This window comes from Salmonella sp. WC3 (assembly GCF_042932255.1).
Classification (GTDB): domain Bacteria; phylum Pseudomonadota; class Gammaproteobacteria; order Enterobacterales; family Enterobacteriaceae; genus Salmonella; species Salmonella enterica.
This window is the reverse complement of sequence record NZ_CP170629.1, coordinates 3,509,414-3,532,606: the sequence shown is the minus strand read 5'-3', so window position 1 is coordinate 3,532,606 and position 23,193 is coordinate 3,509,414. Positions and strand designations below refer to the sequence as shown.

Genomic DNA, 23,193 nt, shown 5'->3' with positions numbered 1-23,193 from the left:
TTTGAATGTTGGGTGACGCTTTGCGGCGCCCAACTTGGGTATCCCTTGTAGCTGGCGCTGTTCCGGTAGCGATGTATTTTTACGTTTTTGTATTCATGGAATGAACTGCAACGAAATGGACTTTTCTCAGGTACGTCAGTGAAATCGAAAAAGTGTGTCGGTTTTTTACCCTGGCTGCTGCTATGCGCCCTCAGTTTAACGCCTTTCTTCGCGCAGGCCGTGCGAAGCAGCGGCGCATGGCAGGAACTCACTGAGCAAACTGCGGCTATTAATGGCACTCCGCCTCAGGCCGACAGTGTAACGATCCCGGTATATCAGGGCAGCGTGCAGTTGCGCTCTGATGCGGCGAATCCTGTTGACTACTCCGCGAAGCCCAGCCAGTTCAGCACCAGTGATGCTGGCAGCGCGCTGACCTTAACCAATCCGCACGACACCGAAGGCGATATCTTCGCCGTGCCGCCGCTGGTCTGGCAGGCTGAACGCGCGCCCACCGTCACGCTGGTGTGGGCCGACGCCGCCACGCCGGACACGCCGCTTGATCCACAACCCGTCAGCAATATAAGTTTCTGCGCGCAGAATCTGGCGGGCCGCCATCTGGTGGTCTGGTCGCAACTGGATACCTCAACCGCCATACCGCCGCTGTGGTTGCTTACCCGCACCGGCGTGCCTTATAACACGGCGGTCGAAGTGCTTGATCAAAAGTTTGCCGTGGATATCGCGCCCGCCGTGGGCGACCCGGTAACGCTCGCCGCCGATCATCTGGATGAGTCGCTCAACGCCGCGAAGGTCAAAGCGGGCGAAAGCATCATGCTGACGGTAACGACCAAAGACTGCGGCGGCGAACCGGAGGGCAACGTTGATTTCGTGATTACCCGCGGCGACGCGCAAAACCGCCAGGGCGTGGTAAACAATGCCGCGCCGGTGCGCGTCGGCAACACCGAACTGACCACCACCGCCACGGAATATCACGGTACGACCAACGCCGAGGGCGTGGCGACCGTGGTCGTCACCCAGGCGAACGGCCCGGGCGTTAAAACGCCGCTGATAGCGCACCCGTCGAGCGCGCCAGCGCTGAAAGCCAGCGTGGACGTGATTTTTACCACCCTCACCAGCCCGGACAGCAGCAGCGCCAACATGTACGGTCATATGGCAGAGACGTCCACCGCCACGGTGGACGGCGCAAGCTACACCTTTTACCGCCCCAAACTGGCGGCGGAAACCGACGGTGAAGACCGCACCGCCAGCATCAACAATGAAACCTGGGCGCAGTTCAACTGGGGTCACGCCGACGCGCACTGCGATATTCTGCCGGATGCACGCCAACTGGAAGGGTTAAAAATTGCGCGCGGCGATCTGGCCACCACCCTCGGCTGGCCGGTAGGGCTGACATCCGGTGATGAAGAGTACTGGTCCTCCTCCCAGGGATCGACTGCCACTGACCATATCAGCATTGATATGCGCAGCCGCAGCCTCACGCAGATGCCGGACGCCACGCAATCGCTGGTTAGCTGCGTGGATAAAGCCCCGCCTGCGGTCACGCCGAAATTAGTGATTAGCGCCGATAATTTTGATTCAACGGTCAACGCGGCGAAAGTGAAGGTGGGCGAAGAGATCAACATGAAGATCACCGTCACCGACAGCGCCACCAATAAACCGCTGCCTTATCGCTACTTTAACGTCTACCTGGGCGACGAGCAAAATCGCCAGAATCAAAAGAACGCTGATATTGATAGCGGGCATCAGTGGACGGATGATCCGGTAATTATCACCAATCTGGCAGGCAGCGACGGCCACTATCATGGCGTCACCGACGCCAACGGTCAGTTCTCGCTGGTGTTGACTCAGGATAAGGGTGCGGGCGTATTAACCCCGGTGCGCGTGGTGCTGTTCGACGGCACGGAAGCGACGCAGAACGTGATTTTTACCGTCGTCACCAGCCCGGACGTGGCGCAGGCGCGCATGTGGGGCCATATGCAGGGCGTGGTGGAAGCGGGCAATATCTACAAACGCCCGCTGCTGGCAGAAGAGGCCGCGCAGGATACCGGTTCCGAATTTGAGAATAACGAATACTGGGCGACGTTTAACTCGGTAACGGCGGCGACGAACCAGTGCGGTACCGGCCAGGTGCCGGGGCAACTGCTATTGGATACGCTGTATCAGGCCCATTCCGGTAACGCGATGGAAACGACCTACGGCTGGCCGACGCAGAAACACAGCTATATCGCGGCGGATACTGATGGTTCCACCACCGCGCACGTCAACCTGGCGACCGGCGCGGACAGCATGTTCAGCGGCGCCGAACCGAACTATCTCTCCTGCTCCGGCAATGAGTTGGTGACCAGTCTGGACGTTTACTTTGATGGCAACGAGTCGTTACGTAATGCGGTAGCCAAAGTGGGCGAAAAAATTACGATGAACGTCCATTCCGTCAATGCGCTGAATGGGTTAAGCGTGCCCAACGCCAGCTTTACCGTCACTCTGGCGCACGGCAAAAATCGCGCCAACGCCACCACGGGCTTTACCGATCCCAGCGACGGAACGCTGGTGATGGGCGGAACGCCTTTCGGCTCTTCCCAGGCGTCGATGACGTACCAGGGCATGACCGATGCCGAGGGCAACGCCACGCTGGTGATTGAACAGCCGCAGGGCGTGGGCTTGCTGACGCCGCTGAGCGTCCTGCCGGTCAACTCACTGATTACCACGCCCATCAACCGCAGCGTGAAATTTACCGTTCCCACCAGCCCCGATACGCCGGAGGCGCAGATGTGGGGCCATATGGCGGACACGCTCACCGTGGGTGGTATGGAATTCCAGCGGCCAAAGCTGGCGGCGGAAGCGACTGCCGCCACCCGTACCCAGGAGCAGGATAACGAAACCTGGGCGCGCGTCAGCCACGCCGACGCGCTGAATAACCCCAACGCCGGGGGCTGCGAGGCCGGCCATCTGCCGCGCGCCGATCAGCTTGCCGCACTGTATGCCTCCAGCGACGGCAATAAAATCCACACCGTATCCGGCTGGCCGACGACGTATGACTACTGGTCTTCCACCTTCGCCAGCGCCGCTACATGGCAGGCGGTATCACTGGCTGCGGGCGGCTATACCGCTTCCGGCGATGCGTCGGACTACGTGAGCTGTCTGGTCAGCAAAAATCCGACGGCGGCGTCTATCACCATTGAGCCGGTGGATGCGGCATTGTGGTATAACGCAAACAGCGAACACGCGGTGAAGGTGAAAAAGGGCGATACGCTCCAGCTTAAAGTGACGGTAAAAGACGCCAGCGGCAATCCGCTGCCGCAAGCGCCGTTCGTGTTAAGCCGCGGCGACGGCTATACCCGCCAGGGGGAGAAACATATCGCCGGTAGCGGCGACGGCATCGTCTCGGCGGTGGTGATTGACGGCGATTCGCTCAACGACAGCGCCACCCAAATCGGCGGTATGACCGGTGAAAACGGCAGCAAAATCATCAACGTCACCCGCCCGGATGCCCACGGGACGAAAGTCGCGATTACGGCGGCGCTGTACAATAACGCCAGCGCGACGGCCAGCATCGATACTATTTTTACCGTGGTCACCAGCCCGGACAGCGACAAAGCCAAAATGTGGGGCCATATGCCGGAAACGACGACGGCGGCCAACGGCGAGGTGTTTAAGCGCCCGCTGTTATCGGCTGAAATCGCCAGCGGCGTTACCCACGGCGACAATACGGAAAACAACGAAGCGTGGGGAATCGTCGATTTTGAAATGGCGAACGACGCCTGCGGCGCGGGATACGTGCCGACCCTTGCCGATATGCAATCGCTGTACGACGCCAGGCCCGGCGGCGCCATGAATACCCAGCAGGGCTGGCCGCTGGATGGTAAAAACTACCAGGACAGCACCGTCGATTTGAGCCGGAGTACGCAAAACCGCTACGTTAAGTCGATTAATCTGCGCGACGGCGGCGTCGGTTCGCTATTGTGGAATGAACAACTCTATTTTGTCTGCCTGCAAAACGCCCATCCGGCGGCGACGCAGATAACGCTCACTTCGCCTGTGTATAACGACAGCGACGGATTCGCCAAAGCGAAAGTCGGCGAGACCATCCCGGTCATCATCACCACGCGGGATGCCCAGGGCAACCCGGCCGCCGACACGCCGGTTATCTTTACGCGCGGCGACAGCGTCGGGCGCGCGAATCAGGAGGTGAATAGCTCGGCGGCGGCGGATATACAGATAAACCACAGCGACGGGCGTAGCAGCGGCGCTAACTATTACACCGCCACGGGCGCCGACGGCACGCTGACGCTGAATATCAGCCAGGACAGCGGCGCGGGCTTTAAAACGCCGCTGACGGCGGCGATAGAACACAACGGCGTAACGAGCGCGCCGCTGCCAGTCATCTTTACCGTGGTCACCAGTCCGGACACGCCGAAGGCCAACTACTGGGGCCATATGGCGGAAACGCTGACCGACAGCAGCGGCGTGGCGTACAGGCGTCCGCTGCTGGCCAGCGAGTTTAGCGCTACGCCCGGCAAAACGCTGACCATCGCCAACGGCTACTACGACAAAGGCGAAACTTGGGGCATGATAACCGTCGATAAAGCCTGGAACGGCACCGGCGGCGGCTGTGGGCGCAACGCGCTGCCGACCGTAGCCAACCTCCAGACGCTGTACGGGACATACCCGGATAACGCCATGCGCAGCCGTAACGGCTGGCCGATGACCAGTTCAGGCAACAACAACGTCAGCCGCTACTGGTGGGCGGGGGATTACGTGATATCGTCAGACGGCACGCAGTCGCTCTACGCGGCGGTCAACCTGTTTAACGACGGCAATGATGTCAAAACGACGACCAGCACCTCGATGTACTACATGCAGACCTGTCTTGCCTCGCCGCGCAGCGCCGCCGCCAGCCTGACGCTGACGCTGGCAGGCCAGGATGAAACCACCGGAAGCGCAAAGGCGAAGAAGGGCGAGCAGATGGCCGCCACCATCGACGTGAAAGACGCCGCAGGTCAGCCGATGAAAAACGTGATGGTGAAAATCAGCCGCGGATCTTCGTACAATCGCGCCAACAGCGCCACATCGTCCTCAAGCGTCACAGACGATATTACGCTGCGTAATGTGATGCCGTCCGGCCTGGCGACATACCTGCTGGATACCTCGGCGAAATATCTGTATGCGCAAACCGATGCCCAGGGACAGGTGACATTTACCCTTGCGCAGGACAGTACCGCCGGTTTAAAAACCACTATCAGCGCCGCCACGATGGACGGCAGCAACCTGACAGACAGCAAAGACGCAATCTTTACCGTAGTGACCAGCCCGGACAGCGATAAGGCCAAATACTGGGGCCATATGCCGGAAACCTTTACCAACAGTAAGGGGGGGGAATTTAAGCGACCGCTGCTGCGCGCTGAACTTTCTTCAACGGCGGACACGTCGGGTTATACGGAAAATAACGAGACCTGGTATACCTGGAGCCGTTATCCGAATATGTATCAGGACACCGCCAGCCCGTGCGATCGGCTGGGGTTGCCGACGGTAAATGATTTACAGACGCTATATACCGATTATCCCAATGGCGCACTCACGACAACGCTTGGCCTACCGGTGGCATCAGGAAAATATTGGGGGGCGGGTAACTCAGTACCGGATGCCACGCACTCAGACAGTCAGTTCCAGTATGTCAGACTCAGCGATAATAATACGCTGACAACCAAAGCCAATACCGCCACGGCGCAGCTTTGTCTGGCAAAGCGCCGGGACTTGTCGATAGAACTCACCTCCAGCGACATGGATGCGGATAAAGGCGCTCCAGTGGCGAAGAAGGGCGAGAGCCTGCCGTTGACCGTCACTGTGAGGGATGGTTCCGGCACGCCGCAGCCCAATACCGCTATCCGTTTGGGACGAACGCTTTCGATAGACCGGGCGGGTGTCGTTGATGGCAGTTCCGGCGGAGGCATGGTACTCACATCGGTTGCGCCGTCTACGGGCTCAATGACGTTTAACTGCACGGTATCTTCGTGCACAAGTTATTGGTATGGCATTACGGATGAGGATGGTAAAGCGCAACTCAAAGTGACGCAGGATGATTCCCGTGGCCTGAGAACACCGCTGCAGGCGATGCTTGTCGACGATCCGCTGACAGTTAGCGATATGGACGTCATTTTCACCGTCATTACCAGCCCGGACAGCGATAAAGCCAAATACTGGGGACACATGCCGGAAACCGTGACCAACAGCGCGGGCGTGAAGTTCCGGCGTCCGCTGCTGGCGGTGGAGATGACGTCGAATAGCGGTACTTACCTGGTTAACAATGAAACATGGCCCTTAGTCACCGCAGCGAACACTGAAAAAGCGGGCGCAACCGGCTGTGATGCGGAATACCAGCCGTTGTCAGGCGATCTGCAAACGTTGTATGGCGACAATCCTAACGGCGCAATCGGTACAAACTACGGCTGGCCGGTGGCGGGGAACAAATCCTGGTGGGTGGCGGATCGTGCGCCGAATACCGGATATTACCAATTTATAAACCTGAATAGCGGCGGTAAGGGCACCGCCAGTTCATCGACTGCCACCGGCGCTCAGGTGTGTCTGGTCGAGCCGCGTACTTCTACTCCTGCCAGTATTACGCTGACCTCGACGGCGATGGACAGCGCGAAAAATGCGGCAGTAGTGGCGAAGGGAAGCGCGATGCCGTTAACGGTGACGGTAAAAGATAGCAGCGGTAACCCGGTCGCCAACGTCGGTTTTACGTTGTCACGTGGCGATTCGAAAAATCGGGCAGGTATGGTGATAACGGATGGCGACGTGGCAGCGGATGCCGGAGCAGACGATCTCATGCTTAAAGAGCTGACTCCCGCAAGCGCCAGCCAAAGTATGACCACCACCGGGATTGTCTTTACCGGCACTACCGGCAGCGACGGTACGGCAACGTTTACGCTTAATCAGGATAAAAGCCTGGGGTTGAAAACGCCACTCACGGTGAAAGTGACGGACAATACGACTCTTCACGCATCGCTGGATGTGATTTTTATGGTACTTACCAGCCCGGATACGGATAAAGCGTTGTTCTGGGGAAATATGTCGGATACGACATCCGTCAACGGAAAAACGCTGCATCGTCCGTGGCTTCAGGCTGAGATGCTGTCAGGCGTGACGCCAGTATTTACCAACGGAGTGCATGCAAATAACGAGTACTGGGCGATGGCGCATACGGTGGACAACACGAAATGGGATATTGCCAAACAGTGCGGTAGCCTTAGCAAAGCACCGGATAATAACGACCTGTTGACGCTGTATCATTCAATTAGCTCGTTAGGCTGGCCGACGCTGGGCTATCCCTATTTATCTAAATCAACCTCGAGCGGCGGCATGTATTGCGGCGTAGATGAGAATACCAAGAGTCAAAACTGCGCCATTAAGCCGGCAGGCACAGCGGGTTATGCGACGTGCGTGGAGTAACGTATTATGCGTCTGGCACGAAAATAATCTGCTTTTCACATTCAATTGAGCTTCATGAAAAAGTGAAAGTAGCATTCATTGAAAAGTATATGTTCTGCTAATTGGCGTCACCACCGTTTGCCACGCGTGTGTAAAAGCGCCGTCTCCCTTCTGCAACCCGGCATCTGGCGCTACGTATATACTCTAAATAATTCGAGTTGCAGGAAGGCGGCAAGCGAGCGAATCCCCGGGAGCTTACTAAAGTAAGTGACTGGGGTGAGGGAACGCAGCCGCAGCACATGCAACTTGAAGTATGACGAGTATATTTAAAATAACGCCAGGTGTCGCATGATAATCACACCTTTTTGTTTCACGCATTTATTTATTTCAATATATGAAGTTATTAAATGTTATTCACGATATAAATATTTATTAAATGGATGAATGTATTTATATCAATTATAAATCAACCAGAAATTGACCTGGCATTGAAATAAGCTTTGAAATTAGTTAATAATTTGGCTTGGATAATATATTGTTTCAGGTGATTGCAACCATTCATAGAGCTGTATTTTTGTTATTTATTATTTAACTCATTGATAATGTAGCATTTAAAGGCTATTTGTAGCCCAATCAAAATCCAGTTTGCTTCGTGAACGTTATTAAAGGGAAATTTAAAAATTGAACAGGACTTACAGTATTGTCTGGAGCGCCGTGCGAAATATGTATGTCGTGGCTTCAGAACTGGCGCGAGGCCACAGCAAAGTTAAAGCGCAAGTATGCGCGAGTGAAATCCATTCCCTAAACAAAAAGTCCGAATATGGACAAATAATAAAAGCAACGCGCGCGGCGCTGGCTTGCGCCGTGGCTGCAGCGCTCGGATTTTTCAGCCCGCTGGCCATGGCCGACAATCAGGTATCATATGCTGATGCGCAGACCCACGTTCTGGATGCGTCAACGCCGCCGATGAGCTATTCGGGCACCGATGAAGGCGCGGCGCTATATGTCTCGGGTGTCGCCACCGTCGGCTGGCAGCCCACCACGGTCACAGGGACTGGGCTCGTCATTGAAACAAGCGGAGGCGGGGCTGATGATCCGGATGGCGGTAAGTATGTTTCCAACGCCATTTCGCTGGATCATTACGCTATCCTTGAGCTTACCGACGCGAAGATAACCACTACGGGTATTTATACCCAGGGTATTTCCGCAGCGGATGGCAGCACACTGACGTTAACGGACAGTACGCTAACAATTGACGGCAATTTCGGCGTAATGACGTTGTATACGGGTTCAGAAGCAACGCTGGACGGTACCATCGTTGAGGCAGCTAACAGCAGCAGCGCGCAGGTGCAACAAGGCAGTACGCTGAACGTGCTGGACGGTAGCACAATCACCCTGGCGCAAGGCCAGATAAACGTTGTTGCCGGAAACACCGCGACAGACGAGGGTTCCACCCTGAACCTGTCTGATAGCTCGGTCAGCTCTGCAGGTACGATGAGCACCATCCAGGGTACCAATAAGGCCGCTCTTAATCTCACCAACGCGACCATAACACATACCAATGCCAGCGGCGCGGCGGTACAGGCCAATAACGCCACTACCCTGGATATTACAGGCGGCAACATTACCTCTGCCGGTACGGGCGTGTATATTCTGGCGTCGGACGCCAGGATCGACGGCGCCACCATCAACGCCGACGGCGACGGTATCTTTATAACCAGCAAAAGAAAACTCGACGGGTATGAGGATCTCAACGCGCTGACGGTCAACAAAGCACAGGTTAATTCAGACACGATTGCGCTGCATGTGGACACTGGCACGACGATTAACGCTCCTATCGTGCTGACCGACAGCACATTTGAAGCGCCGGAAGTGATCAAGCTTGGCAGCAAGGCGGTAATTCAGGCCAACAATACGACATTGATCGGTGACGTTGCTCAGAGTGACATGTCATCGTCATCGCTCTCTTTAAGCCAGGGGTCCACGTTAACCGGTAGTGTAGATGCGATGTTTACTACGCTGTCGCTCGACGACACCAGCCAGTGGAACATGACCGACCCGTCAACCGTCGGCAATCTGACCAACGACGGCGATATTACGCTGGGCAACGCGAGCGGTTCGACAGGTACGCTGCTGACGGTGGACAATACCCTGACCTTACAGGATAACAGCCAGATAAACGCGACGCTGGATACCGCCAACAGCGCGCCAATTATCAAAGCCGCCAACGTCACGCTGGACGGGACGCTGAACCTTAGCTCAACGGCCACCTTTGTCGCGCCCGAAACCGACGAACACTTTGGATCGATCACGCTGATTGATTCACAAAGCGCAATCACTACCGATTTTGACAGCGTAACACTGGATGCTGACACCTCCGCTATGCCGGATTATCTGACGATCAACGCGGGCGTTGATGCGAATGATAATACCAACTACGAGTTGTCTACGGGCTTGAGTTGGTACGCGGGCGCAAATTCTGCGCGCGCTGCGCATGGCACTTTTACCGTTGATGCAGGCAGTACCTTTACCGTCACCAGCGAACTGGACGAAACCACGGCGACCTCCAACTGGAACGGCAGCAAGCTAACCAAACAAGGCGACGGCACGCTGATCCTCAGCAACACCGGCAACGACTACGGCGATACTGAAATTGACGGCGGCATTCTGGCCGCCAAAGACGCCGCCGCGCTCGGCACTGGCGATGTGACGATTGCAGAAAGCGCAACGCTTGCGCTGAGCCAGGGCACGCTGGATAACAACGTGACCGGCGAGGGCCAAATTGTCAAAAGCGGTAGCGATGAGCTGATCGTGACCGGCGATAACACTTACAGCGGCGGCACCACTATTTCCGGCGGTACGCTGACGGCTGACCATGCGGATTCGCTGGGTACCGGGGCTGTTGCTAACAGCGGCGTGCTTCAGGTCGGCGAAGGCGAGCTGGAAAATACGCTTTCCGGCAGCGGCTCGCTGGTGAAAACCGGCACAGGCGAGCTGACGCTAAGCGGCGACAACACTTACTCCGGCGGTACCACCATTACCGGCGGTACGCTGACGGCTGACCATGCGGATTCGCTGGGCAGCGGCGATATCGATAACAGCGGCGTGCTTAAGGTGGGCGAAGGCGATCTGGAAAATACGCTTTCCGGCAGCGGTTCGCTGGTGAAAACCGGTACCGGCGAGCTGACGTTAAGCGGCGGCAACGATTACTCCGGCGGCACCACCATTACCGGCGGCACGCTGACGGCTGACCATGCGGATTCGCTGGGTACCGGAGCTGTTGCCAACAGCGGCGTGCTTCAGGTCGGCGAGGGCGAGCTGGAAAATACGCTTTCCGGCAGCGGTTCGCTGGTCAAAACCGGTACGGGCGAACTGACGTTAAGCGGCGATAACAGTTACTCCGGCGGCACCACCATTATCGGCGGTACGCTGACGGCTGACCATGCGGATTCGCTGGGCACTGGCGCTATCGCTAACAGCGGCGTGCTTCAGGTCGGCGAGGGCGAGCTGGAAAATACGCTTTCCGGCAGCGGTTCGCTGGTGAAAACCGGCACAGGCGAGCTGACGTTAAACGGCGATAACGATTACTCCGGCGGCACCACCATTGACGACGGTGTGCTGATTGCCGCCAACGTTAACGCGCTGAGCGGCGGTGATGTCGACAACAGCGGTACGCTGATGCTGGATGCCAACGGCGCATTCGAGCTTGCGAACATCACCACCCATACCGGCACCACGACCGCGCTGGCGGCGGGCAGCACCCTTGACGCGGGCCAGCTCACTCAGGAAGACGACAGTACGCTAAGTATTGACCTCGGTGCGGCCACCAACGATGCCATGATTACCGCCGACAGCGTCACGCTGGGCGGCACGCTGAACGTTACCGGCATCGGCAGCGTTACAGACAGCTGGACGCCTGAGGCATACACCTACACGCTGATTGACAGCGACAGCGCCATTACGACCGATTTCGACAATCTGACCGTCGCGGGAATGAATAGAGAAGATGTTGACTTCCTGACTATCGACGGAAAAGTCGATGAAACGGACAACACCCACTATGATCTGACGGCCTCCCTCTCCTGGTATGCGGACAGAGACAACGCCACTACCGACGCCCACGGCACCTTTACCCTGAGCGACCCTGACGGCAGCTTTAACGTTGCGGCTACACTGACAGACGTTGACGATACGCTGGATCCGGGTAGCAGATGGGACGGTAAATCGCTGACCAAAGAAGGCGCAGGCACGCTGATCCTCTCTGGCGACAACGACTACAGCGGCGGCACCACCATCAATGAAGGTACGCTGGTCGCCGCCAGTACGACGGCGCTGGGCACCGGTCTGGTAGACAATAATGCCACGCTGGTGCTGGACGCAGACGGTGAAGTCAGCGCGGTGGGCGGCATCACCACTCATAGCGGCGCGACGACCCAACTGGCGCTCGGCACCTCGTTGGATCTCGGCGACAGCGCGTTAATTCAGCAAGATGGCAGTACGCTGAACGTTGAGCTGAATAGTGACTCAGTGCAACCGCTGATTACCGGCAGCAGCGCCACGCTTGGCGGCGATTTGGTCGTCAGCGACGCCAGCCTGCAATCGCGCGCCTCCGACGCGGAGTTCCAGTCCTTTAAACTGATGGATATGACCAGCGATATCAGCGGCGACTTTACCAGCCTGACGATGAACCTCACTGACAAGCCGGACTATCTGACCGTAACCGGGACAATCAATCCTGAAGATGCGTCAGAATATCTGCTTACCGAAGGGCTGAGCTGGAATGCGACCGCCACGTCAGCGACGCCAGCACACGGCACCTTCACTCTGGGCGCAGGCGATAGCTTTGAAGTCACCAGCGTACTGGGCGATAAAACCGGCAACGGCGACTGGGATGGTAAAACGTTGACCAAACTGGGCGCGGGTAAACTGACGCTGAGCGGCGTGAACACCTACACCGGCGATACTAACGTACAGGAAGGCACGCTGTGGCTGGCCGGAGACGGTACGATTGGCGAAGTGGGCAGCCAGCAGGCGGTGAACGTCGCTTCTGGGGCGACCTTCGGCGGCAGCAATGGTACGACCGTTAACGGTAAGGTGACCAATGAAGGGACGCTGGTCTTCGGCGACAGCGAGGAGACAGGCGCTATCTTCACCCTCAATGGCGATCTGGTCAACATGGGGACGATCGCCAGCGGCAGCACCTCCAGCACGCCGGGCAATACGCTTTATGTTGATGGCAATTACACCGGCAACGGCGGCTCGCTTTATCTGAATACCGTCCTGGGCGACGATGATTCGGCGACCGATAAGCTGGTGATTACCGGCGATGCCTCCGGCACCACCGATCTGTACATCAACGGCATCGGCGATGGAGCACAGACCACTAACGGTATCGAAGTGGTGGATGTTGGCGGCGTATCGACCCGCGATGCGTTTGAGCTAAAAAATGAGGTTAACGCCGGTCTCTATACCTACCGTCTGTACTGGAATGAAAGTGACAACGACTGGTATCTGGCGTCAAAAGCACAGTCTGATGATGACGACAGCGGCGGTGATGACACGCCTTCGGATGGCGGTGACGATGGCGGTAATGTCACGCCTCCGGACGACGGCGGCGATGGCGGTAATGTCACGCCTCCGGACGACGGCGGCGATGTCGCACCACAGTACCGTGCGGATATCGGCGCGTACATGGGCAACCAGTGGATGGCGCGCAACCTGCAAATGCAGACCCTCTATGACCGCGAGGGCAGCCAGTATCGTAATGCCGATGGCAGCGTATGGGCGCGCTTCAAAGCGGGTAAAGCGGAATCCGAGGCTGTCAGCGGCAATATCGATATGGACAGCAACTACTCCCAGTTCCAGTTAGGCGGCGACATTCTGGCCTGGGGCAACGGCCAGCAGAGCGTTACCGTTGGCGTCATGGCGAGCTACATCAACGCCGATACCGACAGCACCGGTAACCGTGGCGCGGACGGTAGCCAGTTCACCAGTAGCGGCAACGTAGACGGCTACAACCTCGGTGTTTATGCCACCTGGTTTGCCGATGCCCAAACGCATAGCGGCGCGTATGTCGACAGCTGGTACCAATATGGTTTCTACAACAACAGCGTAGAGAGCGGTGATGCGGGTTCTGAATCTTACGATTCAACCGCTAACGCTGTCTCGCTGGAAACCGGTTATCGATACGATATTGCGCTTAGCAACGGCAATACCGTCAGTCTGACGCCGCAGGCGCAGGTTGTCTGGCAGAACTACTCAGCGGATAGCGTGAAGGATAACTACGGCACCCGGATCGACGGTCAGGATGGCGACAGTTGGACAACGCGCCTGGGTCTGCGTGTTGACGGCAAGCTGTACAAAGGCAGCCGTACGGTTATCCAGCCGTTTGCTGAAGCTAACTGGCTGCACACCAGCGATGATGTGTCGGTATCGTTTGATGATGCCACGGTGAAACAGGATCTTCCGGCTAACCGTGCGGAGCTGAAAGTGGGTCTGCAGGCAGATATCGATAAGCAGTGGAGCGTTCGCGCTCAGGTTGCCGGGCAGACTGGCAGCAATGACTTTGGCGATCTGAACGGTAGCCTGAATCTGCGCTATAACTGGTAAGTGAGCGACAAAACCGGGCGGGTATTCCCTGCCCGGTTTTGAGGCGAATGACAAATCGGTTGAGCGTCGGATTGCGGCTACACCTTATCCGACGTGGCGCGTAGGTTGGGTGAGGCGAAACCGAAACCCAACATTGCGCTGCCGAGGGTGGGGGAATATTGGATTACGTTCCCGGCGTGACGGATTTGACTTCACTTTCAAGCCAGCCGTCCTCCAGTCGCGTAGTCATGATATCGCCTGCTTTGACCTGTTTGATCTTTTTCAGCACCTTGCCGTTCGTTGTCGTCGAAACCGTATAGCCGCGCGCCAGCGTGGCTAACGGGCTTACCGCCTCCAGATGCGTAACCGCGTTGCCAAAGCGTTCGCGCTGTTCGCTTAACCGTGAGCGGATATTCTCCGTCAGACGATATTCCAGCTGTTGGATGCGCGACTGCGCGCGGTGAATGCGCGGCTGCGGATTTTGCTGGCTCAGGCGTTGGCTTACGCGCTGCTGACGCTGAGTGGCCTGCTTAATCCTGGCCTCAAGCGCAAATCCCATCCGTTGGCGTAGACGTTCCAGCGCGGTTTGCTGACGGGCCAGACGCAGTTGCGGATGTTGTTGTTGCAGACGGTGAAAAATCTGCGTGAAACGACGGCTGCGGTTGGCGAGGTAGTAGTCCATCGCCATGCCCAGACGCTGCTGGGCGGACTGGATCTGACGCAACAACTCCTGCTGGTTGCGGCTGACAATTTCTGCCGCTGCTGATGGCGTCGGCGCGCGCAGGTCGGCGACAAAATCAGCTATCGTGACGTCCGTTTCGTGACCGACGGCGCTGACCACCGGAATGCGGCTGGCAAAAATCGCCCGCGCCACGCGTTCGTCGTTAAAACTCCACAAATCTTCCAGCGAACCGCCGCCGCGCCCGATGATCAGTACATCACACTCGCCCCGCGCGTTCGCCAGTTCGATAGCACGAACGATCTGCCCCGGCGCGTCGTCGCCCTGTACCGCGGTTGGATAGATAATAACGGGCAGGGATGGGTCACGACGCTTCAGCACATGGAGAATATCGTGCAGCGCCGCGCCGGTTTTCGAGGTGATCACCCCCACGCAGTGGGCCGGGGAGGGCAACGGCTGTTTATGCTGCTGTTCGAACAAGCCTTCGGCATGGAGTTTGGCTTTTAGCTGCTCATACTTCTGCTGCAACAAGCCTTCGCCAGCCGGCTGCATACTTTCGGCGATGATTTGATAATCGCCGCGCGGCTCGTACAGCGTAATGTTGGCGCGTACCAGCACCTGCTGTCCGTGCTGCGGACGGAACGTCACCCGGCGGTTGCTGTTACGGAACATCGCACAGCGCACCTGAGCGGTATCGTCTTTGAGCGTAAAGTACCAGTGGCCCGACGCAGGCTGCGTGAAATTAGAAATCTCGCCGCTGATCCATACCTGTCCCATCTCCTGTTCTAACAGCAGACGAACCGTCTGGTTAAGGCGGCTTACGGTAAAAATTGAGGAAGTTTGAGAGGATAACATGTGAGCGGGATCAAATTCTAAATCAGCAGGTTATTCAATCAATAGTAACCTGCTCACGGGGGATCGCAAGCACTATTTGCAAAAAAATGTAGATGCAACCGATTACGTTCTGTATAATGCCGCGGCAATATTTATTAACCTCCCAGGTGAGATATTGCCCATGCTACGTATCGCTAAAGAAGCCCTGACGTTTGACGACGTCCTCCTTGTTCCCGCTCACTCCACCGTTTTGCCGAATACTGCCGATCTCAGCACGCAGTTGACGAAAACTATTCGTCTGAATATTCCTATGCTTTCTGCGGCGATGGACACCGTGACGGAAGCGCGCCTGGCAATTGCCCTGGCTCAGGAAGGCGGCATTGGTTTTATCCACAAAAACATGTCCATCGAGCGCCAGGCGGAAGAAGTTCGCCGCGTGAAGAAACACGAGTCCGGCGTAGTGACCGACCCGCAGACCGTCCTGCCAACCACCACGTTGCATGAAGTGAAAGCTCTGACCGAGCGTAATGGCTTCGCGGGCTATCCGGTGGTGACTGAAGATAACGAGCTGGTGGGTATCATCACCGGTCGTGACGTGCGTTTTGTGACTGACCTGAACCAGCCGGTGAGTGTCTACATGACACCGAAAGAGCGTCTGGTGACCGTTCGTGAAGGCGAAGCCCGTGAAGTCGTGCTGGCAAAAATGCACGAAAAACGCGTAGAAAAAGCGCTGGTCGTTGATGATAACTTCCATCTGCTTGGCATGATTACCGTAAAAGATTTCCAGAAAGCGGAACGTAAACCAAACTCCTGTAAAGATGAGCAGGGCCGTTTACGTGTCGGCGCGGCGGTCGGCGCAGGCGCGGGCAACGAAGAGCGCGTTGACGCGCTGGTGGCGGCAGGCGTTGACGTACTGCTGATCGACTCCTCTCACGGTCACTCTGAAGGCGTGTTGCAACGTATCCGTGAAACCCGTGCTAAATATCCTGACCTGCAAATCATCGGCGGCAACGTCGCCACTGGCGCAGGCGCTCGCGCACTGGCGGAAGCCGGTTGCAGCGCGGTGAAAGTGGGTATCGGCCCTGGCTCTATCTGTACGACTCGTATCGTGACTGGTGTGGGCGTTCCGCAGATCACCGCTGTTTCTGACGCGGTGGAAGCGCTGGAAGGCACCGGGATTCCGGTTATCGCTGACGGCGGTATCCGTTTCTCCGGCGACATCGCCAAAGCCATCGCCGCAGGCGCGAGCGCGGTAATGGTGGGCTCTATGCTGGCCGGTACCGAAGAATCCCCGGGCGAAATCGAACTCTACCAGGGCCGTTCGTACAAATCTTACCGCGGGATGGGCTCGCTGGGCGCGATGTCCAAAGGTTCCTCCGACCGTTACTTCCAGAGCGACAACGCCGCCGACAAACTGGTGCCGGAAGGTATCGAAGGCCGCGTAGCCTATAAAGGTCGCCTGAAAGAGATCATTCACCAGCAGATGGGCGGCCTGCGCTCCTGTATGGGGCTGACCGGTTGTGCTACCATCGACGAACTGCGTACTAAAGCGGAGTTTGTGCGTATCAGCGGTGCGGGTATCCAGGAAAGCCACGTTCACGACGTGACCATCACCAAAGAGTCCCCGAACTACCGTCTGGGCTCCTGATTTTCTTCGCCCGACCTTCGCGTCGGGCGATTTATTTAATCTGTTTCACTTGCCTCGGAATAAGCGTCAATGACGGAAAACATTCATAAGCATCGCATCCTCATTCTGGACTTCGGTTCTCAGTACACTCAACTGGTTGCACGCCGCGTGCGTGAGCTGGGTGTTTACTGCGAACTGTGGGCGTGGGATGTGACAGAAGCACAAATTCGTGACTTCAACCCAAGCGGCATTATTCTTTCCGGCGGCCCGGAAAGCACTACCGAAGAAAACAGCCCGCGCGCGCCGCAGTATGTCTTTGAAGCAGGCGTGCCGGTATTTGGCGTCTGCTACGGGATGCAGACCATGGCGATGCAGCTTGGCGGTCATGTAGAAGGTTCTAATGAGCGTGAATTTGGTTACGCGCAGGTCGAAGTGCTGACCGACAGCGCGCTGGTTCGCGGTATTGAAGATTCCCTGACCGCAGACGGCAAACCGCTGCTGGACGTGTGGATGAGCCACGGCGATAAAGTGACGGCGATTCCGTCCGACTTCGTGACCGTCGCCAGCACCGAGAGCTGTCCGTTCGCCATTATGGCCAACGAAGAAAAACGCTTCTACGGCGTACAGTTCCACCCGGAAGTGACTCACACCCGCCAGGGTATGCGCATGCTGGAGCGTTTTGTACGCGATATCTGCCAGTGTGAAGCGTTGTGGACGCCGGCGAAGATCATCGACGACGCCGTGGCGCGCATTCGCGAGCAGGTAGGCGACGATAAAGTGATCCTCGGTCTCTCCGGCGGCGTGGATTCTTCCGTCACCGCGATGCTGCTGCACCGCGCCATCGGTAAAAATCTGACCTGTGTTTTCGTCGACAACGGCCTGTTGCGCCTGAACGAAGCCGAGCAGGTGATGGACATGTTTGGCGACCATTTTGGCCTGAATATCGTTCACGTACCGGCAGAAGAGCGCTTCCTGTCCGCGCTGGCTGGCGAGAACGATCCGGAAGCCAAGCGTAAGATCATCGGTCGTGTTTTTGTAGAAGTGTTCGACGAAGAAGCGCTCAAACTGGAAGACGTGAAGTGGCTGGCGCAGGGCACCATTTACCCTGACGTTATCGAATCTGCGGCGTCTGCAACCGGTAAAGCGCACGTCATCAAATCTCACCACAATGTCGGCGGCTTGCCGAAAGAGATGAAGATGGGGCTGGTTGAACCGCTGAAAGAGCTGTTCAAAGACGAAGTGCGTAAGATTGGTCTGGAGCTGGGCCTGCCGTACGACATGCTGTACCGTCACCCGTTCCCGGGGCCGGGCCTCGGCGTACGCGTACTGGGCGAAGTGAAGAAAGAGTACTGCGACCTGCTGCGTCGCGCGGACGCTATCTTCATTGAAGAGCTGCGTAAGGCGGATCTGTACGACAAAGTCAGCCAGGCGTTCACCGTCTTCCTGCCAGTACGCTCCGTTGGCGTCATGGGCGATGGTCGTAAGTACGATTGGGTGGTCTCCCTGCGTGCCGTCGAAACCATCGACTTTATGACCGCGCACTGGGCGCATCTGCCGTATGATTTCCTGGGTCGTGTTTCCAACCGCATCATCAATGAAGTCAACGGGATTTCCCGTGTGGTGTATGACATCAGCGGTAAACCACCGGCTACCATTGAGTGGGAATAAGCCGATAATCCTTCCTGTGTTTTCATGAACAGGTAAAAGTGAATTTAACCCTCTGTTTTTGCAGAGGGTTTTTATTTATGTGCATAGATGCATTTTCTGTGTAGCGCACAGCTCCTGACGGCAAATTTGACGTAATTACGAACCCACGAAGGTTGGCTGTATCTTGCCGTGGTCGTTGATTTGTTCTCGCGCAAAGTTATCGGTTGGTCAATGCAACCACGAATGACAAAAGATATTGTCCTGAATGCGCTTCTGATGGCCGTGTGGCGACGTCATTCCCAAAAACAGGTGCTGGTTCATTCTGATCAGGGTAGTCAGTACACCCGCTATGAATGGCTGAAATCGCACGGACTGGAAGGCAGTATGAGCCGTCGTGGCAACTGTTATGACAATGCGGTTGCAGAAAGCTTTTTCCAGCTACTGAAGCGTGAACGGATAAAGAAAAAGATCTACCAACGACTCAGAAGTGTCCAGGTTATCCGTGGCGATTCAGCCCAAATAAGGGGTATTTAAAATATAGTAACTTTATTCTTCAACTATATAACCAACGTCCAGCTTTAGCACTTTCAACGAGCATACCAACTGTTAGTGGCTTACGCGGATCAGGCTCTTTACTTCCAAAGTACTCTGGATTCAGATAGTTGAGTATGTCAAATCCTTCTGAATCTACATTCCAACGCTTGAAGTACTCTTGTAGAAGTTCTTCACTATCTTCAAAAACGAGTTTTAGATCATCCCTAATACTGGTATCAAGCGTGATGGTTCGCTTTGGCCCACAGAGAAAGTACTTTTTAGTGTTATATTCCTGATCGATAAAATCGATAATTTCTTTCTCAATATCTCTCATTAGAAGCACGTCCACTGAATGCGATCTTTAGGAACCGCCACACGATTAAATGTATCTTTAATATCACGCTGGATATCATAAATCGTAGTGAATGTCATAACCCAACCGAGCCAGGGTACATTACGACCAACGAAACGACCTAAATTATTCGTTGAGCTTAGCTGTAATGAGTTGATGGTTTTGCCTGTCAACGTTGGTAATCTGATCCCAGGTGGCTCTTTACAAAACAAATTCTGACGTATAGGACTGGTCACCTTATTCTCCTCCCACGATGGTTATCTTCCTGATTTCGCATTGACTCTGGCGGATAGGTCGGAGCCGCAGGTGACCTTTGAGTATACGTTTACGGTAAAGCACTGCATCGACACAATAGCGGGTTTCCTTAAGTGCGTTGAGGTTGAGCCGCATCCGGCTATCGCAGAGATACTTACACAGTTTGAGAGTACCGTACGTCAGTGCCCGCTGGGATGCCAGATTTGCCCTGAACTTGTGCCAGCTACCGGGAGTTTAACCACGCTGAAGGCTATCGGGTTTTGTATTCGGTCAAGGGAATCTTAGTAACCGCGCATGTGATCTTATCACCCAGGCAGGATATCCCGCGGTTGCTCTTTAAGCGTCTGATCATGGCCTGAACCCATTGAGTGGGTTGTCTTTTTGCGTTAACGCTAAAGCTTCTTTTTCTTGCGCGGGCTTTTTAACGGATAACAGCTTAACGTTGTCCCGGCGTGGTGACAGAAAGCGATGACTGTTGCGCTTCTTTTTTATCCTGATGGTGCTGCCAGGCGCCGATAGAAGAGTAGACGAAACGTCCAAAGAAGAAGAGAAAACTGATAAGCAGTACGATACGGGTCATGCGAGTGTTAAATCGATGTCGTTTTCGCATACTGTTGGCCTGACTCACAAAGGGTTCCTTAACGTTGGCCCAGCGGTATGGGCGGGATCAGGCTGGGTTCTTCAAGGGTATTATCAAGGCGAAGAACGTAACAAGCCTGCGTTCACTCTACATTAAGGCATACTGCGAACCGATGGTCAATTCCTCTTAATGTAAAATTGCGTCAGTTGATTTATCTTATATTGTTATGGAAGATAATTTTAGTATTTACATTAATAATAAATTAATGATAACAAAGAATAAAAAGGCGAATAAAGGCTGCAGGAGAAAGGTAATAATTGACTTAAATCAAATGTTACTTTTGTTTAATAATTACAATCGATGACTATCGTGTGATGTATATCGCATCATCAATTTAAAGTCAGGTGGGATGCCTGTCTGTTAACGCCCCTTTGGGATTGGGGGGTTCTGCTGAGCATCCATGAAACTAAATAAAACTTATATAAATATCAGAGATAAATGGTGGGGACTACCGCTCATCCTTCCTTCGATTTTACTACCTGTTTTAAGTAGCGCAAATACTTATGCGCTTACCAGCACTGGAAATGTGGTTCTTTTTTACCTGCCGTTAGCTTTTATGCTTAGCCTGATGCTCTTTTTCGGCTGGGCAGCACTGCCGGGCATTGTGCTTGCTATCTTCTGGCGCAGATACCCGCAGACAGGGCTGTATGAAACCCTTTCTGTGACGATGCACTTTATCATTACTATCGTGCTAAGCTGGGGCGGCTATCGTGTCTTTTCCCCCCGGCGAAACAATGTTTCCCACGGCGACGCCCACCTGCTGTTTCAACGAATATTCTGGCAGGTATTTTGTTCTGCAACATTATTTCTGGTCATCTACCAGTTTGCCGCTTTTGTTGGCATGTACGAAAGCAAAGCCAGCCTGATGGGGGTAATGCCCTTTAATATCAACACGCTGATTAATTACCAGGCGTTACTGGTCGGTAACCTTGTCGGCGTGCCATTGTGCTATTTTATTATTCGTACTCTCCGCAATCCGCTGCACCTGCGGGGGTATTATCAGCAATTAAAGCTACAGATTGATAGCAAGGCCACTAAAAAAGAGATCGTTATTTGGCTGGCCGTATTGACTACACTAATGTTTATACTGTGTATGCCATTGACTGATAATAGTTCAATATTTAGTACCAACTATACGCTTTCGTTATTATTGCCGGTCATGCTGTGGGGTGCGATGCGCTATGGCTATAAGTTTATTTCAATTATCTGGGCCGTCGTGCTAATTACGTCGATTCATTATTATCAGCGTTATATGCCCTGGTATTCAGGTTATGATACGCAATTAGCGATTACCTCTTCGAGCTATCTGGTTTTTTCTTTTATTGTTAATTATATGTCTGTACTGGCCACGCGCCAGCGCGTAGTGAGTGGTCGCGCACGGCGGCTGGCCTATCTTGACCCGGTTGTACATCTTCCCAATTTACGTGCGTTAAACCGCGCGCTCCAAAATGCGCCCTGGTCTACGATCTGTTTTTTACACGTGCCGGGCCTGGAGCTATTGGGTAAAAATTATGGCGTCATGTTACGCATCCAGTATAAGCAAAAGCTCTCTCACTGGATTACGCCGATGCTGGCCTCAAATGAGTGCGTCTACCAGATGTCAGGGCACGACCTGGTGCTGCGTCTTAATACAGAGTCGCATCAGCAGCGTATTGAAGCGCTGGATAAACATATTAAGCAGTTTCGGTTTATCTGGGATGGACTGCCGCTACAGCCGCCTGTCGGCGTGAGCTACTGCTGCGTGCGTTCTCCGGTTAGCCACCTTTATCTGCTGTTGGGCGAATTAAGCACCAGTTCCGATCTTTCGTTGACGACTAACGCGCCGGAGGATTTACAGCGGCGCAATGCACCTGCAGCGCGATTTGAAGGGCAGAATTGCGATGATGAATCGGCTGCAACAGGCGTTGGAGCACGATCATTTTTTCCTGATGGCGCAGCCTATTTTCGGCGTTCGTGGGGACGTTTACCATGAAATTTTACTGCGACTCAGGGATGACAACGGCGACGTTATCAACCCGGACAATTTTTTACCCGTGGCGCATGAGTTTGGTTTGTCTTCCGCTATCGATCTCTGGGTGATTGAAAACACGCTGCGGTTTATGGCGGCCAGCCGGGAATATATGCCCGCGCATCGTTTTGCCATTAATCTGTCGCCAACATCGGTATGCCGCGCTCGTTTCCCTGCAGAAGTTAAGCAGTTGCTTACGCAATATCAGGTTGAACCCTGGCAACTGGTTTTTGAGGTAACGGAAAGCAACTCTCTCACCAATGCTGAGCAGGCGCAGTTGACGCTGGGACAGCTACAGCAGTTTGGCTGTCAGATAGCGATTGATGATTTCGGTACTGGCTACGCCAGCTATGCGCGGCTGAAAAACGTTGACGCCGATATTCTTAAAATTGATGGCAGTTTTATTCGCAATATAGTGTCAAACAGTCTCGATTATCAGATTGTGGCTTCTATTTGTCATTTAGCGCGAATGAAAAATATGCAGGTCGTCGCGGAGTATGTCGAGAGCGAAGAAATACGAAGCGTCGTGCTCTCGTTGGGGATCGACTATCTTCAGGGATATTTAATTGGCGAGCCGCAGCTATTATCTGAGATTCAGTAAAGA

The 23,193-nt window shown here is 54.9% G+C and carries 9 protein-coding genes and 4 pseudogenes; 9 read left to right on the top strand and 4 right to left on the bottom strand.

What is annotated here, in order from left to right; genetic code table 11:
- Window positions 1-138 precede the first annotated feature (138 nt).
- The 3 genes from ratB (at window position 139) to shdA (ending at window position 14,034) form a co-directional block, all read left to right on the top strand.
- A complete protein-coding gene (gene ratB / locus ACFK9X_RS17290) occupies window positions 139-7,446 on the top strand; it encodes a DUF823/DUF824 repeat adhesin RatB (protein WP_151117132.1) in 7,308 nt (2,435 codons plus the stop codon).
- Complete coding sequence (locus ACFK9X_RS17285) at window positions 7,434-7,547, top strand: IS1 family transposase (protein ID WP_001667815.1); 114 nt, start codon at window positions 7,434-7,436, stop codon at window positions 7,545-7,547. The genes ratB and ACFK9X_RS17285 overlap by 13 nt, the downstream gene beginning before the upstream one ends.
- A gap of 559 nt (window positions 7,548-8,106) precedes the next feature.
- Window positions 8,107-14,034, top strand: coding sequence for a fibronectin-binding autotransporter adhesin ShdA (gene shdA, locus ACFK9X_RS17280; protein ID WP_191964505.1), 5,928 nt, complete (start codon window positions 8,107-8,109; stop codon window positions 14,032-14,034).
- Window positions 14,035-14,197: 163 nt separating this feature from the next.
- Here shdA and xseA read toward each other — a convergent pair whose 3' ends face one another.
- Window positions 14,198-15,547, bottom strand: a complete 1,350-nt coding sequence (gene xseA, locus ACFK9X_RS17275; protein ID WP_151117130.1) for an exodeoxyribonuclease VII large subunit — start codon at window positions 15,545-15,547, stop codon at window positions 14,198-14,200.
- A 160-nt stretch (window positions 15,548-15,707) separates the two neighbouring features.
- Between xseA and guaB the strand changes: the two genes are divergently transcribed.
- From guaB to ACFK9X_RS17260, 3 genes and pseudogenes are all read left to right on the top strand, one after another.
- Entirely contained in the window at window positions 15,708-17,174 is a 1,467-nt protein-coding gene (gene guaB / locus ACFK9X_RS17270; protein ID WP_000944174.1) for an IMP dehydrogenase, read from the top strand.
- Between the two features lie 69 nt (window positions 17,175-17,243).
- On the top strand, window positions 17,244-18,821 hold the full coding sequence (gene guaA / locus ACFK9X_RS17265; RefSeq protein WP_000138296.1) for a glutamine-hydrolyzing GMP synthase: 1,578 nt from the start codon (window positions 17,244-17,246) through the stop codon (window positions 18,819-18,821).
- Window positions 18,822-18,956: 135 nt separating this feature from the next.
- Window positions 18,957-19,274 (top strand): annotated as a pseudogene (locus tag ACFK9X_RS17260) (DDE-type integrase/transposase/recombinase); the annotation flags it as partial.
- Between the two features lie 79 nt (window positions 19,275-19,353).
- Here ACFK9X_RS17260 and ACFK9X_RS17255 read toward each other — a convergent pair.
- Together ACFK9X_RS17255 and ACFK9X_RS17250 are read right to left on the bottom strand one after the other, a co-directional pair.
- Window positions 19,354-19,683, bottom strand: a complete 330-nt coding sequence (locus ACFK9X_RS17255) for a DUF1493 family protein (RefSeq protein WP_023244201.1) — start codon at window positions 19,681-19,683, stop codon at window positions 19,354-19,356.
- Window positions 19,668-19,889 (bottom strand): annotated as a pseudogene (locus tag ACFK9X_RS17250) (hypothetical protein); the annotation flags it as partial. The pseudogene ACFK9X_RS17250 and the gene ACFK9X_RS17255, both read right to left, overlap by 16 nt.
- 267 nt (window positions 19,890-20,156) lie before the next feature.
- Here ACFK9X_RS17250 and ACFK9X_RS17245 point away from each other — a divergent pair.
- Window positions 20,157-20,300, top strand: a pseudogene (locus tag ACFK9X_RS17245) (hypothetical protein); the annotation flags it as partial.
- 77 nt (window positions 20,301-20,377) lie between these two features.
- Here ACFK9X_RS17245 and ACFK9X_RS17240 read toward each other — a convergent pair.
- On the bottom strand, window positions 20,378-20,569 hold the full coding sequence (locus ACFK9X_RS17240) for a YfgG family protein (RefSeq protein WP_000075924.1): 192 nt from the start codon (window positions 20,567-20,569) through the stop codon (window positions 20,378-20,380).
- 178 nt (window positions 20,570-20,747) lie between these two features.
- Between ACFK9X_RS17240 and ACFK9X_RS17235 the strand changes: the two genes are divergently transcribed.
- Together ACFK9X_RS17235 and ACFK9X_RS17230 are read left to right on the top strand one after the other, a co-directional pair.
- Entirely contained in the window at window positions 20,748-20,885 is a 138-nt protein-coding gene (locus ACFK9X_RS17235; RefSeq protein WP_001540598.1) for a hypothetical protein, read from the top strand.
- A 96-nt stretch (window positions 20,886-20,981) separates the two neighbouring features.
- A pseudogene (locus ACFK9X_RS17230) lies at window positions 20,982-23,190 on the top strand (MASE1 domain-containing protein).
- Window positions 23,191-23,193: the final 3 nt, after the last annotated feature.